Origin of the sequence: Trinickia sp. (assembly GCF_051953955.1) — a bacterium.
GTDB lineage: Bacteria > Pseudomonadota > Gammaproteobacteria > Burkholderiales > Burkholderiaceae > Trinickia.
Genome location: NZ_JBQCIF010000076.1, coordinates 1 through 19,664, shown reverse-complemented (window position 1 = coordinate 19,664; position 19,664 = coordinate 1). Strand labels below are relative to the sequence as shown.

Annotated in this window: 17 protein-coding genes; 9 read left to right on the top strand and 8 right to left on the bottom strand. The window is 65.0% G+C overall.

Features of this window, described 5'->3' with window-relative positions; genetic code table 11:
• Window positions 1-2,112, top strand: a 2,112-nt coding sequence (locus tag ACTHNZ_RS14385) for a putative Ig domain-containing protein (RefSeq protein WP_440543172.1), incomplete at its 5' end; no start/stop codon positions are given.
• Between the two features lie 157 nt (window positions 2,113-2,269).
• Here ACTHNZ_RS14385 and ACTHNZ_RS14380 read toward each other — a convergent pair.
• Both ACTHNZ_RS14380 and ACTHNZ_RS14375 read right to left on the bottom strand, forming a co-directional pair.
• On the bottom strand, window positions 2,270-3,454 hold the full coding sequence (locus ACTHNZ_RS14380) for an acetylornithine transaminase (protein WP_440543171.1): 1,185 nt from the start codon (window positions 3,452-3,454) through the stop codon (window positions 2,270-2,272).
• A 297-nt stretch (window positions 3,455-3,751) separates the two neighbouring features.
• Window positions 3,752-4,783, bottom strand: a complete 1,032-nt coding sequence (locus tag ACTHNZ_RS14375) for a CDP-6-deoxy-delta-3,4-glucoseen reductase (protein ID WP_440543170.1) — start codon at window positions 4,781-4,783, stop codon at window positions 3,752-3,754.
• A 74-nt stretch (window positions 4,784-4,857) separates the two neighbouring features.
• Here ACTHNZ_RS14375 and ACTHNZ_RS14370 point away from each other — a divergent pair, with 74 nt between their 5' ends.
• Complete coding sequence (locus tag ACTHNZ_RS14370; protein ID WP_440543169.1) at window positions 4,858-5,904, top strand: NAD-dependent epimerase/dehydratase family protein; 1,047 nt, start codon at window positions 4,858-4,860, stop codon at window positions 5,902-5,904.
• 76 nt (window positions 5,905-5,980) lie between these two features.
• On the opposite strand, the gene ACTHNZ_RS14365 is transcribed toward ACTHNZ_RS14370, so the two are convergent.
• Both ACTHNZ_RS14365 and ACTHNZ_RS14360 read right to left on the bottom strand, forming a co-directional pair.
• Complete coding sequence (locus tag ACTHNZ_RS14365) at window positions 5,981-6,169, bottom strand: hypothetical protein (RefSeq protein WP_440543173.1); 189 nt, start codon at window positions 6,167-6,169, stop codon at window positions 5,981-5,983.
• 172 nt (window positions 6,170-6,341) lie between these two features.
• The gene (locus ACTHNZ_RS14360; RefSeq protein ID WP_440543168.1) at window positions 6,342-7,043 is read right to left on the bottom strand and encodes a pseudouridine synthase; all 702 of its coding nucleotides are present in this window, start codon (window positions 7,041-7,043) and stop codon (window positions 6,342-6,344) included.
• A gap of 212 nt (window positions 7,044-7,255) precedes the next feature.
• Here ACTHNZ_RS14360 and ACTHNZ_RS14355 point away from each other — a divergent pair, with 212 nt between their 5' ends.
• From ACTHNZ_RS14355 to ACTHNZ_RS14325, 7 genes are all read left to right on the top strand, one after another.
• A complete protein-coding gene (locus ACTHNZ_RS14355) occupies window positions 7,256-8,200 on the top strand; it encodes a dihydrodipicolinate synthase family protein (RefSeq protein WP_440543167.1) in 945 nt (314 codons plus the stop codon).
• Between the two features lie 27 nt (window positions 8,201-8,227).
• Window positions 8,228-9,808 carry an aldehyde dehydrogenase (NADP(+)) gene (locus ACTHNZ_RS14350; protein ID WP_440543166.1) on the top strand — a complete coding sequence of 527 codons (1,581 nt, stop codon included), beginning with the start codon at window positions 8,228-8,230 and terminating at the stop codon, window positions 9,806-9,808.
• A gap of 56 nt (window positions 9,809-9,864) precedes the next feature.
• A complete protein-coding gene (gene araD / locus ACTHNZ_RS14345; RefSeq protein ID WP_440543165.1) occupies window positions 9,865-11,613 on the top strand; it encodes an L-arabinonate dehydratase in 1,749 nt (582 codons plus the stop codon).
• 402 nt (window positions 11,614-12,015) lie between these two features.
• Window positions 12,016-13,008, top strand: a complete 993-nt coding sequence (locus ACTHNZ_RS14340; RefSeq protein WP_440543164.1) for a TRAP transporter substrate-binding protein — start codon at window positions 12,016-12,018, stop codon at window positions 13,006-13,008.
• A gap of 149 nt (window positions 13,009-13,157) precedes the next feature.
• Window positions 13,158-13,637 carry a TRAP transporter small permease gene (locus tag ACTHNZ_RS14335; protein WP_440543163.1) on the top strand — a complete coding sequence of 160 codons (480 nt, stop codon included), beginning with the start codon at window positions 13,158-13,160 and terminating at the stop codon, window positions 13,635-13,637.
• Between the two features lie 5 nt (window positions 13,638-13,642).
• Window positions 13,643-14,995, top strand: coding sequence for a TRAP transporter large permease (locus ACTHNZ_RS14330; RefSeq protein ID WP_440543162.1), 1,353 nt, complete (start codon window positions 13,643-13,645; stop codon window positions 14,993-14,995).
• Window positions 14,996-15,171: 176 nt separating this feature from the next.
• Window positions 15,172-16,719 carry a methyl-accepting chemotaxis protein gene (locus ACTHNZ_RS14325; RefSeq protein ID WP_440543161.1) on the top strand — a complete coding sequence of 516 codons (1,548 nt, stop codon included), beginning with the start codon at window positions 15,172-15,174 and terminating at the stop codon, window positions 16,717-16,719.
• Here ACTHNZ_RS14325 and ACTHNZ_RS14320 read toward each other — a convergent pair whose 3' ends face one another.
• The 4 genes from ACTHNZ_RS14320 to ACTHNZ_RS14305 all read right to left on the bottom strand — a co-directional run.
• Entirely contained in the window at window positions 16,720-17,490 is a 771-nt protein-coding gene (locus ACTHNZ_RS14320; RefSeq protein WP_440543160.1) for an HpcH/HpaI aldolase family protein, read from the bottom strand.
• 33 nt (window positions 17,491-17,523) lie between these two features.
• Window positions 17,524-18,336 (bottom strand): NAD-dependent epimerase/dehydratase family protein, encoded by an 813-nt coding sequence (locus ACTHNZ_RS14315; RefSeq protein WP_440543159.1) that lies wholly within the window; start codon window positions 18,334-18,336, stop codon window positions 17,524-17,526.
• Between the two features lie 89 nt (window positions 18,337-18,425).
• Window positions 18,426-19,322, bottom strand: a complete 897-nt coding sequence (locus ACTHNZ_RS14310; RefSeq protein ID WP_440543158.1) for a 2-hydroxy-3-oxopropionate reductase — start codon at window positions 19,320-19,322, stop codon at window positions 18,426-18,428.
• 42 nt (window positions 19,323-19,364) lie between these two features.
• On the bottom strand, window positions 19,365-19,664 hold a 300-nt coding region (locus tag ACTHNZ_RS14305; RefSeq protein WP_440543157.1), incomplete at its 5' end, for a TIM barrel protein.

The window sequence follows — 19,664 nt, the reverse complement described above, 5'->3', positions numbered from 1 at the left end:
AAGCAGACCTTCAGCGGCACGCCGACCGATCTGACGACGGGCGCGCTTGCCGTCACGGTCACGGCGACCGATAGGGGGGGCTTGTCGGCGAGCTCGACCCTGAACCTTCAGGTCAACCCGACATACAGCGCGCCTACCGTCACGCAAACCCTGAGCAACCAGACTGCCAAGAACGGCACGAGCTGGACCTACGCGTTGCCTTCGACGTTGTTCTCGGAATCGATCGCGGGCGATACGCTCACATATGCGGCCACGCTCGCTGATGGCTCCGCGTTGCCGTCGTGGCTGTCGTTCGACGCGCAGAAGCAGGCCTTCACGGGTACACCGCCGGCAGAGGCCAGCGGGACGTTGGTGATCAACATCACGGCAACGGATATGGGCGGCCTTTCGGCGAGCACGACGCTGAGCGTGACGCCGAATGGCGCATACCAGGCGCCAACCGTGACGCAGGCGCTGTCGTCGCAGACGTTGCCTGCCGGCACCACTTGGACCTATGCGCTGCCGGCGACGCTGTTCAGCGAACCGGTGGCCGGCGATACGCTGACCTACACGGCCACGTTGGGCGACGGTACTCCTCTTCCGAGCTGGTTGTCCTTCGATCCTGTGAAGCAGACGTTGAGCGGGGTGCCGACCGATCAAACGACGGGACCGATGACGGTCAAGATCACAGCGACGGATCAGAGCGGGCTCTCGGCAAGCACGACGCTCGGCCTGCAGGTGAATCCGACGTATCGCGCGCCTATGCCCGGGCAGACTGCCTACCAGATGGCATCCCTGGGCAAAGCGTGGACTTACGCGCTGCCGTCGACGCTCTTCTACGCGTCGGTGCCAGGTGACACGTTGGCTTATTCGGCGACGATGCCGGACGGCAGCCCGCTGCCGAGTTGGTTGAGCTTCGATCCGATCAAGCAGACGTTCAGCGGAACGCCGCCGGGGCAGAGCGCAACGTCGATGGACATCAAGGTTACCGCTACCGACATGGGTGGCCTGTCCGCGAGCACGACGTTGAACCTGCAGTTGCAGCCCAACGTACTGGACGTGTCCACTACTTTTCAGACGGTTACGATCGCAGCGGGTCAAACGGCGATTTCCGAAAGCGGCTCGTTCGATAAGGTCACGGCCAACGACGAAGACCACGTCGTGCTCGTCACAGGCGCCTTCTCATCGGCAACGTTGGGCAACGGCGGCAACGAGGCCATCCTCACGGCCTCGTTCAATGCGCTAAGCGTGGGCAATGGCGACAATTCGATCACGCTTGCGGGGTCGTCCGAGACGTTGACCGCGGGCACCGGCAAAAACACGGTGCTAGTCTCCGGTGGGTCCGATACCGTCACGGTTGGCGACGGCGACAATTCGATCACGCTTGCGGGGTCGTCGGATACGTTGACTGCGGGCACCGGCAAAAACACGGTGGTAGCCTCCGGCGGCTCCGATACCGTCACGGTTGGCGACGGTGACAATTCAATCACGCTCGGTTCGTCCGATACGCTGACTGCCGGCAACGGCAATAACACGGTAGTAGCCTCCGGTACGTTCGATACCGTCAAGCTCGGCAACGGCAACAACACGGTTGCAGCCTCCGGTACGTTCGATACCGTCAAGGCCGGCAACGGCAACAACACGGTTGTAGCGTCGGGCACCTTCGACACCGTCACGGTCGGTACTGGCACCAACGCGATCACGGCGACCGGAACCTTCGCCACGCTTAACCTCGGTGACGGCACGGACACGGCCACGCTGAAGAACACGTTCGCCACAGTGAACGTCGGCCATGGGACCTACAACCTGGAATTCACCTCTGGGTTCGGCTCGAAGCTGGCGTTCGGTTCCGACGTTGCCTCCGATCACCTCTGGTTCGAGCATGTCGGGCAGGACTTGCGGATCGACGTCATCGGTTCTTCGGAGCAGATCACGCTGAAGAACTGGTATGCGAGTTCGCCCGAGCATGTCGGGCAAATCTCCTCCGGTGATGGCAAGGCGCTCTCGGACTTCAATGTCGAGAAGCTCGTGCAGGCGATGGCCTCTTTTGCACCGCCGGCTGCGGGACAAACGGCCATGTCGGCGGACGAGCAGAAGGCACTCCAGCCGGTCTTGGCCGCGAACTGGCGTTAATCGAAGTTCCCGCTGCCTGCCTCCGGCAGCGGGCGTCCGTCTTACCCCGGGCCTCCGGGTAGCAGGAAACCCGGAGGTCTTTTACGCGCCGTGCTTGCACGGCGCTTTTTTTAGCTCCCAGACGCGTAGGAGCAGCCGAGCGGCGCTCAGCAACCCATCAAAGCGAATCGAGCACCGTGCGCAGCATCGCCATCATCTGATCGATCTCGTCGTTCGTCACGTTCAGCGCCGGCATGAAGCGCAGCAGGTTCGGCCGCGCAGCGTTCAGCAGCAGCCCCACGGGTTGCATGTCGCGCGCCTTCTCCACGATCTGCGGCCCGATGTCCTTGCCGAGCAGCAGCGCGCGCAGCAAACCTTCCCCGCGTTCGCCCTCGAAGCCCCGTTCGGCCGACAACTCGAGCAGCTTCGCGCGCAAGTACTCGCCGCGCGCCCGAACGCCTTCGAGAAAGCCCGGCGCGACGAGCGTCTTGATCACGGCCGATCCCACGGCCGTCATCAGCGGATTGCCGTTGTACGTGCCGCCTTGATCGCCGGCTTCGAACACCGCCACCTCCGCCTTCGAGAGCAGGGCCGCGAGCGGCACGCCGCCGCCGATGCCCTTGCCGAGCGTCATGATGTCGGGCTCGATGCCGGCCAGTTCATAGGCGAACAGCGTGCCGGCACGGCCGCAGCCGCTCTGCACTTCATCGACGATGAGCAGCAGGCCATGCCGCTTCGTCAACTCGCGCAACTCGCGCATGAACGCGCGCGTGGCAGGAACCACGCCGCCCTCGCCTTGAATCGGCTCGAGCATCACCGCCACCGTCTTTTCGCCGATCAGCTTCTCCACCGATGCGATGTCGTTCAGCTCGGCCTTCGGAAAGCCCGGCACCTGCGGCGCGTAAAGCGTGTCCCAGCCAGGCTTGCCGCTGGCCGACATCGTCGCGATCGTGCGGCCGTGAAAGCCATGATCGAACGTGATGATTTCGTAGGCGCCGTTCTTATGCTTCCTGCCCCACTTGCGCGCGAGCTTGATCGCCCCTTCGTTGGCCTCGGCGCCGCTGTTGGCGAAGAAAACCTTGTCGAACACGCTGTACTCGGTCAAGAGCGCGGCAAGACTTCCCATCTGCTCGTTGTAGAACGCCGGCGAGGGGTTGAAGAGCTTGCGTGCCTGCGTCTCGAGCGCTTCGATCATCGCCGGGTGGCAATGGCCGAGGCAGTTGACGGCCCAGCCTTGAATGAAATCGAGGTAGCGCTTTCCTTCACTGTCGAAAAGCCAGGAGCCCGAGCCGCGCGTGAACACGATGTCCGGCCGGTTGGTGATGTACATCAGCGACTGCGTCGGGTTCTGCGTCGATTGCATGGCACGGCTCCGCGATAAATGGATGAAGGAAAAATGAACGGGAAATGAAAAAAGCCACGGTAGTCCGTGGCTTTCGCGGTTTGACCGATTACGCGCTGTCGCTAGGCTAGCTGGTGCTTGGCGAGGCGCGCGTCCGCTACGAGCCGACGGCTTCCCGTGAGGGGAGCGAGCGGCGACGTCGGAGGGCGGACAGGATGCGGTTCATGGGGGCAAGAATACGACACGGTGCGGATCGATGCAATGCCGGCCGCGCATTCGATGCATCCGGTGTCGCATTTTCGTCGCCGTGAGTGTCCGTCAAACGGCGTTGACGAGGTCGGCCTCGCTCGTGAACGAATCGGCGTAGAACTCGTCGGCCGGCAATCCGTGATGCGCGGTGAAGTCGCGCATGGCCGATTCGACCATGACCGGCGCGCCGCACGCATAGACCTGATGGCCCGACAGGTCGGGCAAATCCTCGATCACGGCACGATGTACGAACCCGGTCCGGCCCGTCCAGCCGTCGCTCGGCTCCGGCTCGGACAGCACGGGCACGAACTTGAAGTTCGGGTGATCCTTGGCCCAGCTTTCCGCCAGATCGAGCATGTAGAGATCTTTCTTGCGGCGTGCGCCCCAGTAGAGCGTGATCGGCCGTTCGAGGTTCTTGAAGAACGCGTGCTCGGCAATCGCCTTGATCGGGGCGAAGCCCGTGCCCGACGCCAGCAGGACGATCGGCTTGTCGGAATCCTCGCGCAGGAAGAAGGTGCCGAGCGGGCCTTCGAAACGCAAAATCTCGCGCTCCTTCATCGTGTTGAAGACGTGATCGGTGAAGACCCCGCCCGGCATGTGCCGGATATGCAGTTCGATCGGACCTTCCTCGTGCGGCGCGCTCGCCATCGAATAGCTGCGGCGCTTGCCGTCCTTGAGGATGAATTCGACGTACTGGCCGGCCAGGTATTGCAGCCGCTCGTTCGCGGGCAATTGCAGCTTCAGGACCATCACGTCGTCGGCCTTGCGCTCGAGCGCGTTCACGCGGCAAGGCAGCTTCTTCACCTGAACGTCGCCCACGCCCGCGATTTCGCGCACGTCGATGACGAGATCCGATTGCGCCGTCGCGCAGCAGAGCAGGGCCATGCCGCGCGTCTTTTCGTCGTTCGAGAGTGCCGACGAAGAATGGGCGCCCTGTTCGACTTCGCCCGACACCACGGAGCCCTTGCACGACCCGCACGCGCCGTTCTTGCAGCCGTACGGCAGGCCGATGCCCTGGCGCAGCGCTGCGACGAGCACCGGCTCGTCGGGTTCTACTTGAAACTGCCGGCCGCTTTGCCGGAGGGATACGTTATATGCCATAGCTCGATCGAACGAAAAATCAAAAAATCCCAAGTCGGAGCGCGTGCGGTGGCGGCCCGCTACAATGCGCCCACATGAACGCCACACGAATCTTGCGCCGGCCGCGCGTGCTCATCGTCGGATGCGGCGACGTCGGACTGCGCTGCGCGCAGCGCCTGCTCGCGCGTGCCGCTCGCCCGCGCGTCATCGCATTGACGACACGCACCGAACGTGCCGCTCAGTTGCGCGCCGCGGGACTGATGCCGATCGTCGGCGATCTCGACGCGCCGCGCACGCTGCGGCGCTTGGCCGGGCTCGCGCGGACGGTGTTGCATCTGGCGCCGCCGCCGCCGGACGGAAACGACGATCCGCGCACACGGGCGCTGATCGCCGCGCTCGGCGCGCGGCGCGGTCATCGCGCGGCGCGTCCCGCAGGGCTCGCGCCGCTGCGCTCGCGCCATCTCCACGCGCGAGGCGTCAGCGGTCAGGCTGACGGCCGTATTGTACCCGAGGGCTTTTCACGGGCCGGGCGGCTGCCGAGCGTCGCAGTGCGCGTCGTCTATGCCAGCACCACCGGCGTCTACGGCGATTGCGGCGGCGCTTTCATCGACGAAACGCGGCCGGTGAGCCCCGCCAATGCGCGGGCGAAACGGCGCGTGGCCGCGGAACGTAGGCTGAGGCAGGCCAATGCGCGTGCGGCGACGGCGGCGAGCATCGTGCGCATTCCGGGCATCTACGCGCGCGAGCGCCTACCGCTCGCGCGCATCCGCCAGGGCAAGCCCGCGCTCGTGGATCAGGACGACGTCTATACGAACCACATCCATGCCGACGACCTCGCCGCGATCATGCTGCGGGCAGCCGTGCGCGGACGCATCGGGCGCGTCGTCCACGCGTCGGACGACACGGTGCTGAAGATGGGGGACTATTTCGATCGCGTCGCCGATGCGTTCGGATTGCCGCGCGTGCCACGCCTCACGCGCGCGGCGGCCGAAGCGAGCCTCGATCCGTCGACGCTCTCGTTCATGCGCGAATCGCGGCGTTTGTCGAATGCACGGCTCAAACGAGAGCTGCGCGTCGTGCTTCGCTATCCGACCGTCGAGGCTTTCCTGCGCGGCGGCCTCAGTTCGACAGGCACGCCCTGATGCCCGGTCCCGCAAGGTCCTTCGATATGAAAGCGCCCAGTCGACCGCAAGGCGGCGTCGCTCGTCGGGCAGGGCACTAGAGCAGGGCCGGCAGCGCTTCCAGCAATAGGAAGCAGAGAAGGGCGCCGAGCACGGCGCCGATCAGGTTCGGATCGTATCGGCGCTTGACATGCATTACCGTGAGCAACGCGCCGATGACGATCGCTCCGAGCGCCGCGAACGCGAGCATCACGTACGAAATCTCGAACGTGTGGTTGATGGCCACGACACACCTCCCTCCTACGTCTCTTTGGACTCGCGCTCACTCGCTGAGCGGAAATCTCGTTTTGATGGAGAAAGTATAGGCATGGCACCGTCCGCGCCCATAGGGAGCGGACCTGATTTCGAGGATTCCTTCGCTTCGGATGTGTGCTGCCCCACCATCGACGGGGCGCGCGTCATGCGCGCAATGCCAGCAACGCTTCCTCTTCGAGCCATTGCCACGCGCCGGGCGCCAGCGCTTCCGGCAGCGCGAGACCGCCGATTCGATCGCGATGCAACGCTTCGCAGCGGTTGCCCGCTGCCGCGATCATGCGCTTGACCTGGTGATACTTGCCCTCGTTGACCGTGATCTCGAGCTGCCTCTCGCCGCGGATCCGAACGGCGGCTGCCGCAATCGGCGCTTTTTCGCCGTGCAGCAGCACGCCGTCCGTCAGCGCTTGGATCTGACGGTCGTCGAGGGCATGGCGCGTGGTGGCGACGTAGGTTTTCGGCACTTTGCGCTTGGGCGACGTATAGGCGTGCACGAACTGGCCGTCGTCGGAGAGCAGCAACAGCCCGGTGGTGTCTTCGTCGAGACGGCCGACGCATTGCACGCCGCGCGTGGCCAACTGTGCCGGCAGCAACGCGAATACGCTCGGATGATGCTGCGGTTCGCGCGAACACTCGTACCCGGCCGGCTTGTTCAGCATCAGATAGGCACGCTCGCGGTAGCGCCAAGGCGTGCCGTCGACCTCGAACGTCAGATCGCCCGGCGCGAGATCCTCGCCCGCGTCGGTGCAGACCTCGCCGGCCACGCGGACACGGCCTTCGGCGATCAGCGCGCGGCATTGACGCCGCGAGCCGAAGCCTTGTCTGAAGAGGATGCTTTCGAGGTCCATGCTTCGCAATCGAGTCGGAGTGGCGCGATTGTACGTCGCGCGGTGCGCTCGAAGACACCATCGATTCGGCGACGCGGCTCCCCGGTGAGCCCTCCGGTTCGGCTGCAGGTTGTCAAAGTGGTCACTTGATTACAAATGTTGTTTGACAAGATGGATTTGCGGGTGATACCGTCCGACCTGTTAGTCAATCAAAACACTCGCTTCGAGGCCCCATGAAAGTGTCCCCACTTGTCGAGAGCGAATTCGCCTCGTCCGTGATGGCGGTGCCGCCGCTTGCTCGCCGCGCCGATTTGTCGATCGATGTCGCCGAAAACCAAAAGCTGATCCGTCACATCGAAGCCGGCGGCGTGACCACGCTGCTCTATGGCGGCAACGCGAACTTCTATCACGTTGCGGTCAGCGAATATCGCGATCTGCTCGACATGCTCGCCGAAAGCGCGGCACCGACGACGCGCGTGATTCCGTCGATCGGCCCCGACTACGGCAAGATGCTCGATCAAGCGCGGATCCTCTCGCAGACGTCTTACCGCACGGCCATGGTGCTGCCGTTCGCCAACTTCGCCACGCCGGCCGGCGTCGAAACGGGGCTGAAGCGTATCGCCGATGCGGCGGGCATCCCGCTGACGCTCTACGTGAAGAGCGAGCAGTACGTCGACGTCGACACGCTGGCGCGGCTCGTCGACGGCGGCACGCTCGCGGCCGTGAAGTACGCGATCGAGCGCGACGATCCGTCGAACGATCCGTACCTGCGCCGTCTGCTGCAAAGCGTGAATCCGGCCCAGGTGGTATCCGGCATGGGCGAGGGTCCGGCCGTGGTTCATTTGCGCGATTTCGGCCTTGCCGCTTGGACGACCGGCTCCGGTTGCATCGCGTCGCACGCCGTCGCCGAGCTCATGCGTGCGATTCGCGAGTCGCGCGCGGCGGACACGCAGCGGCTGTACGACGCCTTCATGCCGCTCGAGACGCTGCGCGAAGACATTTCGTTGATCCGCGTGCTGCATGACGCCGTGACGTTCTCCGGCGTGGCCGATATGGGGACGATCCAGCCGCTGCTGAGCGAGACGCCCAAGGAGCACCATGAGGCGGTGCGTGCGGCGGCGCAGGCATTGCTCGCGTTCGAGCGCGCGCTGCGTGCCGAGCACGGCGTTGCGGCGTAACGGCGCGCGATCGGCGACGGAGGGATGATGCGGATTGCAGGCGAGATGTTGTTGGGTGCGTCCTCCGTGCGGGGAGCGCAAGGTGCGATGCGCGCGTTCGATCCCGCGCGCAACCTCGAGATCGAGCCGTCGTTCGGCATGGGCGGGGTGGTGGAAGTCGATTGCGCGTGTGTGCTGGCTGCGCAGGCGTTCGATGCGTTCCGGTCGGCATCGCTCGATGCGCGCGCGCGGCTGCTCGAGGCGATCGCCGATAACGTCGCCGCGCTCGGCGATCTTTTGATCGATCGCGCGCAGAGCGAATCGGCGCTGCCGAAGGCACGCCTCGAGGGCGAGCGGGCGCGCACGATCGGACAGCTCAGGCTATTCGCTTCACTCGTGCGCGAGGGCCGCTGGTGTGGTGCGGTGCTCGACTCGGCGCAGCCCGAGCGCCAGCCGATCCCGCGTTCGGATCTGCGCGCGCGCCGAATCCCGCTCGGTCCGGTGGCCGTATTCGGCGCGAGCAATTTCCCGCTCGCGTTTTCCGTCGCCGGTGGCGACACGGCATCCGCGCTGGCGGCGGGTTGTCCCGTCGTCGTGAAGGCTCACCCCGCGCATCTGGGTACGTCCGAGCTCGTCGGCCGCGCGATTCAAAAGGCGGTTGCCGATGCCGGTCTGCCCGAAGGCGTGTTCTCGCTCGTGATCGGCGCCGGCAACGCGATCGGTGAAGCGCTCGTCGCGCATCCGGCGATCAAGGCCGTCGGCTTCACGGGCTCGCGCCACGGTGGCATTGCCTTGATGAAGATCGCCGCCTCGCGGCACGAGCCGATTCCCGTCTACGCGGAAATGAGCAGCGTGAACCCGATGTTCTTGCTGCCTGCGGCGCTGGCTGCACGCGGGCAGGCGCTGGCTCGCGGTTTCGTCGACTCGCTGACGCTCGGCGTCGGCCAGTTCTGCACGAACCCGGGGCTCGTCATCGCGCTCGAGGGGCCGGCGCTCGACGCGTTCGTCGAGGCGGCCGCGGGGGCGCTCGAAACGAAAAGCGCGCAGACGATGCTGACGGCCGGGATCGCAGCGGCCTATCGCGGCGGTGTCGATGCGCGTGCACGGACGCCGGGTGTGTCCCGTGCGGCCGACGGCGCGCAAAGCGAGGCGCACTGCGCCGGCCGCGGGGCGTTGTTCACGACGAGCGCGACGCGATTTCTTGCGAACGCACAGTTGCAAGACGAGATCTTCGGGCCCGCTTCGCTGATCGTCGCATGCGCCGACGTGGATGAATTGCTGCGCGTCGCCGAGCATCTCGAAGGGCAGCTGACCGCCACGCTGCAGCTCGACGAACCCGATTACGTGCTCGCGGCGCGGCTCTTGCCGACGCTCGAGCGTAAAGCTGGACGCATTCTCGCGAACGGCTTCCCGACCGGCGTCGAGGTCTCGCACGCGATGGTGCACGGCGGCCCGTTCCCAGCCACGTCCGACGCGCGTACGACCTCGGTGGGCGCCATGGCCATCGAGCGCTTCCTGCGCCCGGTCTGCTATCAAGACTTGCCCGAGGCCCTATTGCCGCAAGCGCTGCGGGACGATAATCCCCTGGGCCTTTGGCGCTTGCGCGACGGCGAGCTGATGCGCCGCTGATCGCGCCGCTCCGTGGCCGGCCCTTTCATCGATTGAGTATTGCGGAGTCGTACGAAGTGAGCACGAACAGAAAGAAACCTGAGGAACTGCGCAGCCATCGCTGGTACGGCGTGAACGACCTGCGCTCGTTCGGCCATCGCTCGCGCAGCTCGCAGATGGGCTACAGCCGCGAGGAATACGCCGGCAAGCCCGTGATCGCGATTCTGAATACGTGGAGCGAAATCAACCCGTGCCACACGCACTTCAAGGTGCGCGTGGAAGAGGTGAAGCGCGGCATCTGGCAAGCCGGCGGATTTCCGATCGAGCTCCCCGTGCAAACGCTCTCCGAGCCGTTTCAAAAGCCGACGACGATGCTGTACCGGAACTTCCTGGCAATGGAGGTCGAGGAAACGCTGCGCTCGTATCCGGCCGACGGCGTCGTCTTGATGGGCGGCTGCGACAAGACCACGCCGGCGTTGCTGATGGGTGCGATCTCGATGGACTTGCCCGCGATCTTTCTGCCGGCCGGCCCCATGCTCAACGGCAATTGGAACGGGCGCACGCTCGGTTCGGGCTCCGATACGTGGAAGTATTGGGCCGATCTGCGCGCGGGCAAGATCACGGAAGACGACTGGAAGGGCGTGGAAGGCGGCATCGCGCGCTCCCCAGGGCACTGCATGACGATGGGCACGGCTTCGACGATGACGAGCGCCGCGGAAGCGTTGGGTTTCACGCTGCCGGGCTTCGCATCGATCCCCGCGGCGGATTCGCGCCATGCGCAAATGGCCGCGAAAACAGGCATGCGTATCGTCGACATGGTGTGGGAGGACCTCAAGCCGTCGGACATCATCACGCAGCGCTCGGTCGACAACGCCGTGACGACCTGTCTCGCGCTGTCGGGATCGACCAATGCGATCGTGCACATGATCGCGCTCGCGCGCCGCGCCGGCATCCCGTTGACGCTCGACCACTACGATGACCTCTCGCGCCGCACGCCCGTGCTCGCGAACATTCGCCCCACGGGCCAGTACCTGATGGAGGACTACTACTACGCAGGCGGCTTGCGCGCGATGCTAAAGGAGCTCGGCGAACTCATCGACGGGACGCAGCGCACGGTCAACGGCAAGACGCTCGGCGAGAACATCGCCGATGCCGAGATCTTCAACGATGAGGTCATCCGCCGCCGCACCGCGCCTCTCATGCCCGACAACGGGCTCGCGGTGCTGCGCGGCAACCTCGCGCCGGACGGCGCGGTGATCAAGCCCGGTGCGGCCGACCCGAAGCTGCACGTGCATACGGGCCGCGCGGTGGTGTTCAAGGACTACAACGACATGGCGGCGCGCATTGACGACGATGCCCTCGACGTCGACGAGCACTGCGTGATCGTGCTGCAGCACGCCGGCCCGGTCGGTGCGCCCGGCATGCCCGAATGGGGGCAGTTGCCGATTCCCAAGAAGCTGTTGCAAAAGGGCGTGCGCGACATGGTCCGGATTTCGGACGCGCGCATGAGCGGAACGAGCTATGGCGCATGCGTGCTGCACGTCGCGCCGGAATCGTTCATCGGCGGCCCGCTGGCGCTCGTCGAGGACGGCGATCTGATCGAGCTCGACGTGCCTCAGCGCAAGCTCAACGTGCTCATCAGCGATGAGGAACTGGCCCGCCGCAAGGTGGCCTGGGTGGCGCCGGCCCCGCGTTTCACGCGCGGCTACGGCGCCATGCATCAGATCCACGTCATGCAGGCCGACAAGGGCTGCGACTTCGACTTCCTGCAGCGCGACGGCGTGGACGGCGCGTGCGGGAACAGCGGCGAGCCGGAGATTCACTAAGCGGCCGGCGGCGTAGCGAGGCGACAAAGGCGCAATAGGACGAGACGGAAACGACCGGGACGAGGGCGTTCGCAAGGAGGCGGATGCGCACCGTTCCGCGTCTCATGACAACGCAGGCTGATTAGACCCGCTAGTGGATGGGCGGGTGGCGTCCGCGCGGATTCAGACCGGTCCGCATCGAGGATACGCCACCGCAAATCTCCTGACGCCGCGACGCGCAAATCCCGTGCCCTCGGGTATCTCCTAAGCCGCAAGCGGGCAAGATGTTAATACAATCACCAACATTGTCAGACAACATTATCGGTCCGAACAAAAGATGTCAGTGGCGGTGCGATTAGGCCTCAACGTATCCGACGCGCGTACACGCAGTAACACGATCCATATTCTCGAGGAGATCACACAATGAAACGGAAATTCGCCTTGTCGACCATCGCCATGACGTTGGCCGCCTCCTGCTTGGCGCTCGCGGCGGGGACGGCGCAGGCGCGTACGTTCCGCGCCGCCGACGTGCACAGCGACACGTTCCCGACCACGATGGCGTTGAAGTTCATGGGCCAGGAAATTTCGAAGGAGACGAATGGCAAGGACAGCCTGAAGGTCTTCGCCAACAGCGCGCTCGGCTCGGAGAACGACACGATCGATCAGGTGCGGATCGGCGCGATCGACATGGTGCGCGCGAACGCGGCTGCATTCAACGACATCGTGCCCGAATCGATGATTCCGTCGCTGCCGTTCCTGTTCCGCGATTTCGATCATTTCCACAAGGCCATGTATGGCCCGGCCGGACAGAAGATCCTCGATGCGTTCGCCGCGAAAGGCATGATCGCGCTGACGTTCTACGAGAGCGGCTCGCGTTCGGTGTACAGCAAGAAGGCGATCCTTTCGCCGGCCGACATGAAGGGCGTGAAAGTGCGCGTGCAGCCCTCTGACTTGATGGTCGACGAAATCAAGGCGATGGGCGGCACGCCCACGCCGATGCCGTTCTCGGAGGTCTACACCGGCTTGAAGACGGGCCTCGTCGACGCAGCCGAAAACAACATCCCCTCGTATGTCGAAACGAAGCACTACGAGGTTGCGCCCGTGTACTCGGAAACGCAGCATTCGATGACGCCGGAAGTCCTCGTGTTTTCGAAAAAAATCTGGGACACGCTGACGCCGCAAGAGCAACAAGCGATCCGCAAGGCGGCCGCCGACTCGGTGCCGTACTACGAAAAGCTTTGGACGGCGAAAGTGGAGGACGGCACGCAGACGCTGAAAAAGGCCGGCGTGAAGATCATCCCCGCGGCGCAGGTCGATCGCGCGGCCTTCGTGAAGGCGATGCAGCCGGTGTGGGCGAAGTATGAAAAGACCCCTGCCATGAAGAGCATCGTCGAGGAAATCGTGAACACGAAGTAAGCACTGAGACGGCTCGGTGCGCGCCCGCGCGCTTCATTTCGGCGAGCGGACCGAGCCGAGCCGTCGTGGCGCCTACCGGCACGCGCGAGGCCCCGCCGCAGTGCGGGGCTTGCACGAGCGGCCGCATGGTCTTGTGTGAGAACTGTCCCATGAAATTCATCAAGCGTCCGAGCGGCGCGATCGCGCTGCTGATTACGGTGCTCGCCTCGATTTGCCTGGCGGTGCTCTGCGCCCTCGTCATGTACAGCGTCGTGATGCGTTATCTCTTCGACAACGCCCCCGATTACGTCGAGCCGATCGGCTTGCTGATGGTGCTCGTCGTCGCCTTCATGGGCGCCGCGCTGAAGGTGCGCGACGGCGGCCACATCGGCTTGGACTCGCTCGCGAAGGCGTTGCCGCCGCGCGGGCGGCTGGCGCTCGAAGTGCTGCAACAGCTGTGCCTCGTCGCGTTTTCCATCGCGGTTTGCTTCGGTACCAAGGAAATGGCGATGACGACGTTCGACGACAAAATCCCGATTCTCGGCTTGCCCGAGGCCATTCGCTACGCGATCCCATTCGTCGCCAGCGCCTGCACCATTCTTTTTTCGATCGAGCGCTTGCTGGCGCTCTTCGCGGCTAAGCGGACGTGATTCAAATGGAACTTTTGATTCTTGTCGTCAGTTTTCTGGTTTTCCTCGTACTTGGGGTCCCGGTCTCGTTCGGGCTAGGCCTCGCTTGCGTGCTGACTTATCTCTATGAAGGGCTGCCGCTCGCCACGGCGATGCAGTCGATGGTCTCCGGCATCAACGCATTTTCGTTCCTCGCCGTGCCGTTTTTCATCTTGTCCGGCGAGCTGATGCTGCACGGCGGCATCGCCGACCGCATCCTGCGCTTCGCGCAAGCCACCGTCGGTCATTTCCGCGGCGGCCTCGGCATGGCGAACGTCGTCGCCTGCACGTTGTTCGGTGGCGTGTCGGGCTCGCCGACGGCCGATACGTCAGCGATGGGCGGCGTCGTCATCCCGCTGATGAAGCGTGAAGGATATAGCGCCGCCTATGCGGTCAACGTCACGACGCACGCGTCGCTCGCGGGTGCGCTGATGCCGACTTCGACGAACATGATCATCTACGCGCTCGCCGCGCAGGGCATTACGGGCATCGTCGCGGGCCATGCGGTGAATGGCGTGTCGATCGGCGATTTGTTGTTCTCGGGCCTGCTTCCCGTGCTGTGGGTCATGGGCTTCGTGCTGGTCGCCGCATACTGGCAAGCGGTGCGCTATCGCTTCCCGCAGCGGGCGGACGGCAACGCCGAACTACCGATGTTCCCCGGGTGGGGCACGGTGGCGAAGTCGTTCGTCGGTGCGATTCCCGGGCTCTTCGTGATTCTGATCATTCTCACGTGCGTGGCCAAGGGCATTGCCACGGCGACGGAGGCCGCGGCGATCGCGGTGGCCTACTCGCTCGTGCTGACGCTGTTCGTCTATCGGACGCTGACGCTCAAGACGCTGTGCGTCTGCCTCGCGCGCGCCACGCGAACGACCGGCGTCGTGCTGCTGCTGATCGGCGTATCGAATATGCTGCGCTTCCAGATGGCCTACCTCGAGATTCCCGATGCGATTCAGCATGCGCTCGAACACGCGACGACGGTGCCCTGGCTGATGCTGCTCTACATCAACATCATCCAGGTGTTCCTCGGCACGTTCGTCGACATGGCCGCGCACATTCTGATCACGACGCCGCTGTTCCTGCCGATGGCGATGCATTACGGCGTAGGCCCCGTCCAGTTCGGCATCATGATCCTGCTGAATTGCTCGCTCGGGCTCGTGCATCCGCCGATCGGATCGGTGCAGTTCATCGGCTGCGCGATCGGCGACGTGTCGATCGGCGAGACGACGAAGATCGCCTGGCCGTACTACCTCGCCATCTTCAGTGCGATCAACATCGTCACGTACTTCCCGTATTTCTCGACGTGGCTGCCGAGTCTCATCAACTCGCATCCGGTCTTCTGATCGCAAGCTCGTCGCGACCCGCACAGCCTCGTCGATAGGGCCCGCTCGCGCGGGCCTTTTTTTCGGGACGTCTTTATATGCGGGGCGACGGCGGCACGCCGCGAACGACGGACCCTAGCGCATAAGAACGAACGACAGCGAATAACGGCACACCAGGACGAATCAGGAGACGCCTCATGCTCGACAACATCAAGATCCGTGCGGGGATCACGGCGACGGTCTGTGTTTTTACCGCTCTGTTGATGACGGTGATCGGGATCGGCTACGACACGCTGACGCACGCCATGGACGGCTTCGCGCAAACGCAGCGCAGCGGGGCCGCGCTCGAGTCGCTGAATGCCAGCTCCGAAAAGCTGCTGCAGACACGGCTCACGTTGTCGAACTACGAAATCTTGTTCCATGTCGGCAAGCCGACGGACGGCCTGCTCGACGAAGCACGGCGTTTCCTCGACGAATCGAATCGCGACTTCACGGCATACGCGGCGCAGCCTTACGCGAGCGAAGCCGAGCGCGGGCTCGCCGCGAGCGTGGGCAAGGCGCGCGCCGCGCTCGTCAAGGACGCGATCGAGCCGGAATACAAGGCGCTCGTCGACGGTGATTTCTCGACGTTCCGCACGATCCAAGGCGATATCGCCGACCGCAGCTACCGCACGTATGCGAAAGCCATCGGCGCGCTCGAAACGCTGCACTCGGACGCGCAGCGCAGCAACGCCGAGGCGTTGACACAGCGCTTCAGAACATCGGTGCTGCTGTTCGCGGGCATCGGCGCGGCGGCGATGGCGCTGGCGTTTGCGACGCGGCTGTTGCTCACGCGTGCGCTCGTCAGACCGATCGATCGCGCCATCGGACACTTCGGGCGGATCGCGGCAGGCGATTTGACCGGCTCCATCGAACAAGGCGCTCGCAACGAAATGGGGCAACTGCTCGGCGCATTGCGGCAGATGCGCGATGGCCTCGCGGCGACGGTGTCGGCGGTGCGCGGCGGCGCCGGCATCATTGCCGACGGCGTCAAGGAGATCGCCGCGGGCAACCGCGATTTGTCGGAGCGTACCGCGCAGCAAGCGGCATCGCTTCAGCAAACGGCCGCGACGATGGGGACGCTCTCATCGACCGTGAAGCACAACGCCGATCACGCGAAGGAGGCGAACGAGTTGGCGCGCGGCGCGCTGGAAACGGTGACGCGCGGCAGCGACGTCGTCACGCGCGTGGTCGAAACGATGAACGACATCACCACCTCGTCGCGGAAGGTGACCGACATCACCGGCATGATCGAGGGCATCGCGTTCCAGACGAACATCTTGTCGCTGAACGCCGCCGTCGAAGCCGCACGCGCGGGCGAGCAGGGACGGGGCTTTGCGGTGGTCGCCTCGGAAGTGCGCTCGCTGGCGCAGCGTGCGGCGACGGCCGCGAAGGAGATCAAGGAACTGCTCGGTCAATCGTCGGCGCAGATCGAGGAAGGTGCGGCGCTCGTCGCGGTGGCAGGCGGAACGATGAGCGAGGCGATGCTTGCGGTCGAGCGCGTGACGCAGATCGTGATCGAGATCGAAGCGGCGGCGAGCGAGCAGCGCGCCGGCATCGAGCAGGTCAACGGGGCGATTGGGCAGATCGACGACGTCACGCAGAACAACGTCGCGCTCGTCGAGCAAGCGGCGGCAGCGGCGAAATCGCTCGAAGAGCAAGCGACGCTGCTGCTCGACGCCGTCGCGGTGTTTCACGTCGAGTGATCAGCCGCCGCCTTTGAAGCGTGCCGCGAGCTGTTCGGCGCCGCGGCCGAGGAGGCCGATGTCGGACCCGACGGCCGTGAACAGGCAGCCCAATTCGATGTAGCGGCGCGCGAACGTCTCGTTCGGCGTCAAGATGCCGGCGGGCTTGCCTGTTGCGACGATGCGGCGGATCGTCGCCTCGATGACGGCTTGCACCTCGGGATGGCCGATCTCGCCGGTATGGCCGAGCGCGGCCGCGAGATCGCCGGGGCCGATGAAGACGCCGTCGATACCGTCCACCGCAGCGATCCGCTCCAGGTTCTCGAGCCCGAGCCGGCTCTCCACCTGCACGAGCACGCAGAGCTCGTTCGCGCAGTGCTTCGTGTAATCGGCGACGCGCCCGTACCCGGTAGCGCGTGCCCCCGATGCATAGCCGCGCACGCCCTCGGGCGGATAGCGCGTGAAAGCGACGGCGTCTCTCGCCTGCGCTTCGGTTTCGACGTAGGGAAGCAACAGCGTTTGCACGCCGATATCGAGCAGTCGCTTGATCGTCACCATCTCGTTCCACGGCGGCCGCACAATCGCGTGCGTTGACGAGCCGGCCATCGCGTGCAGCTGGCTGAGCACCATCGGCAACTCGTTCGGCGCGTGCTCCATATCGAGCAAGAGCCAATCGAAGCCCGCGCCCGCGAGCAGCTCGACCGACGTATGGCTTGCGAGGCTCGACCACAAGCCGATCTGTTGCCGGCCTGCCGCGAGCGCACGCTTGAAGCGATTCTCAGGAAGTTTCATCGTCGGTTCCCCGTGACGTCGAACGAAGCCGGCTCAGCGCGGCTGTGGGCTCGGGTCCTTGCGCGAGAAATCGAAGCTCGCGAAGCTGCCGCCTTGGTAGAGCTGGCCCGTGGCGCTGATCGGGTTCGGCTTGCCAACGATTTCGGCTGCGTAGTCCTCGGCGTTCTGACGCGGCGCATAGCCGAGGCGTGCAGCGCCGGCGTTGTCCCAATAGCTGCGCGTGTTCGCCGAAACGCCCCATACGACTTGAAAACCGATCTCGGACACGTTGATCGAGCGATCGATGAGCTGCAGCAGGTCGTCGAATCCGAGCCACGTGCTCAAGTGGCGGAACTCCGTCGGCTTTTCGACGCAGCTGCCGATGCGGATGCAAACGCTCTCGATGCCGTGCTTGTCCCAGTATAAGCGCGCCACACCCTCGCCCCACATCTTGCTGAGGCCGTAAAACCCGTCGGGCCGGAAATCGCAGTCGAGGCCGAGCTTCGATTCCACGGAGTGCATACCGATGGCATGGTTCGAGCTTGCGAAAACGATGCGCTTCACGCCGTGGCGGCGCGCGCCTTCATACACTTCGACGAGCGCGCGCAGGTTGTTCTCGATGATTTCCGGCAGCGGCCGTTCCACGCTCGTGCCGGCCATGTGGATCAGCACGTCGACACCGGCGAGCAGGCGATCGACGACAGCCGCCTCGCGCAGGTCGCCGTGCATGATGTCCTCGCCGTCGACGAGCGGCTCGAGCGGCTTCGTCCCGGCCGCCGATCTGAGGTTCACGCCGCGCTCGAGCAGCGCTTTGCGCAATACGCGGCCGAGCTGGCCCGCCGCGCCGGTCAATGCAACTTTCTTCACGATACAAGTCCTTGTCGAAGGGGGCTTCAAAGAGGGATTCACGAACGAATGGGCGGACGGGCGGATGGGGCGATCTTCGGCGTGGCGCCCTAGGCTTTTGCCGCGGAGGCCATCGAGAAGTTCGCCATCGTTTCGAGCGCGCGAACGATCGCGGAATGGTCCCAGCCATGCCCGCCCTGGGCTGCGCACGCGCTGAACAACTGCTGCGTGCTCGCGGTGTTGGGCAGTGCCATCTTCAGGCTGCGCGCGCTGTCGAGCGCGAGGTTCAGGTCCTTCTGGTGCAATTCGACGCGGAAACCGGGATCGAACGTGCGCTTGATCATGCGTTCGCCGTGCACTTCGAGCACGCGCGAGGAAGCGAAGCCGCCCATCAACGCCTCGCGCACCTTGGCTGGGTCGGCGCCCGCCTTGGCGGCGAATAGCAGCGCTTCGCCGACGGCCTCGATCGTCAGCGCGACGATGATCTGGTTCGCGACCTTCGCGGTCTGGCCGTCGCCGTTGCCGCCGACGAGCGTGACGTTGCGGCCCATGAGCTCGAACAGCGGCTTGGCGCGCACGAAGGCTTCCTGCGGGCCGCCCACCATGATCGTCAGCGTGGCGGCCTTCGCGCCGACCTCGCCGCCCGACACGGGCGCGTCGAGGTAGTCGCAGCCGAGCGCGTTGATGCGCTCGGCGAACTCGCGCGTCGCGAGCGGCGAAATCGAGCTCATGTCGATCACGAGCTTGCCGGGTGAGAGGCCTGTGCACACGCCGTTCTCGCCGAATAGCACCTTTTCGACGTCGGGCGTATCGGGCAGCATCGTGATGACGATGTCGGCCGCCTGCGCGACGGCCTTCGCGTTTTCGCATGGGCTCGCGCCGGCAGCCGTCAGTTCGCTCGGTACCTGGCGGCGCGTGTGCGCGAACAACGCATGCCCGCCTTTCAGGAGATTGAGGGCCATGGGCGCACCCATGATGCCCAAGCCGATGAAGCCGACCTTGCTCATGTCTTTCCTCGATGAAGCGCTCGCGCGCCCGGTTGGATGCGGTTAGAGATAGCTTGCGGCCCAGCCGAGCCCGGCGCTCGTCGTGGCGGCCGGCTTGTACTCGCAGCCGATCCAGCCGGCGTACCCCTGCGCGGCGAGCTGACCGAACAGCGCCTGGAAGTCCAGCTCGCCCGTGCCGGGCGCGCCCCGGTCCGGCACGTCGGCGACCTGGATGTGCGCGATGGCGGCCGCCTCGCGGGCCAGCACGCCCGGCAGGTCCTCACCCATCTTGCCCAGGTGATACAGGTCAGCCAGGAACGCCACGTTGGTGACGCCGGCCTGCGCTCGCACCAGGTTGATCAC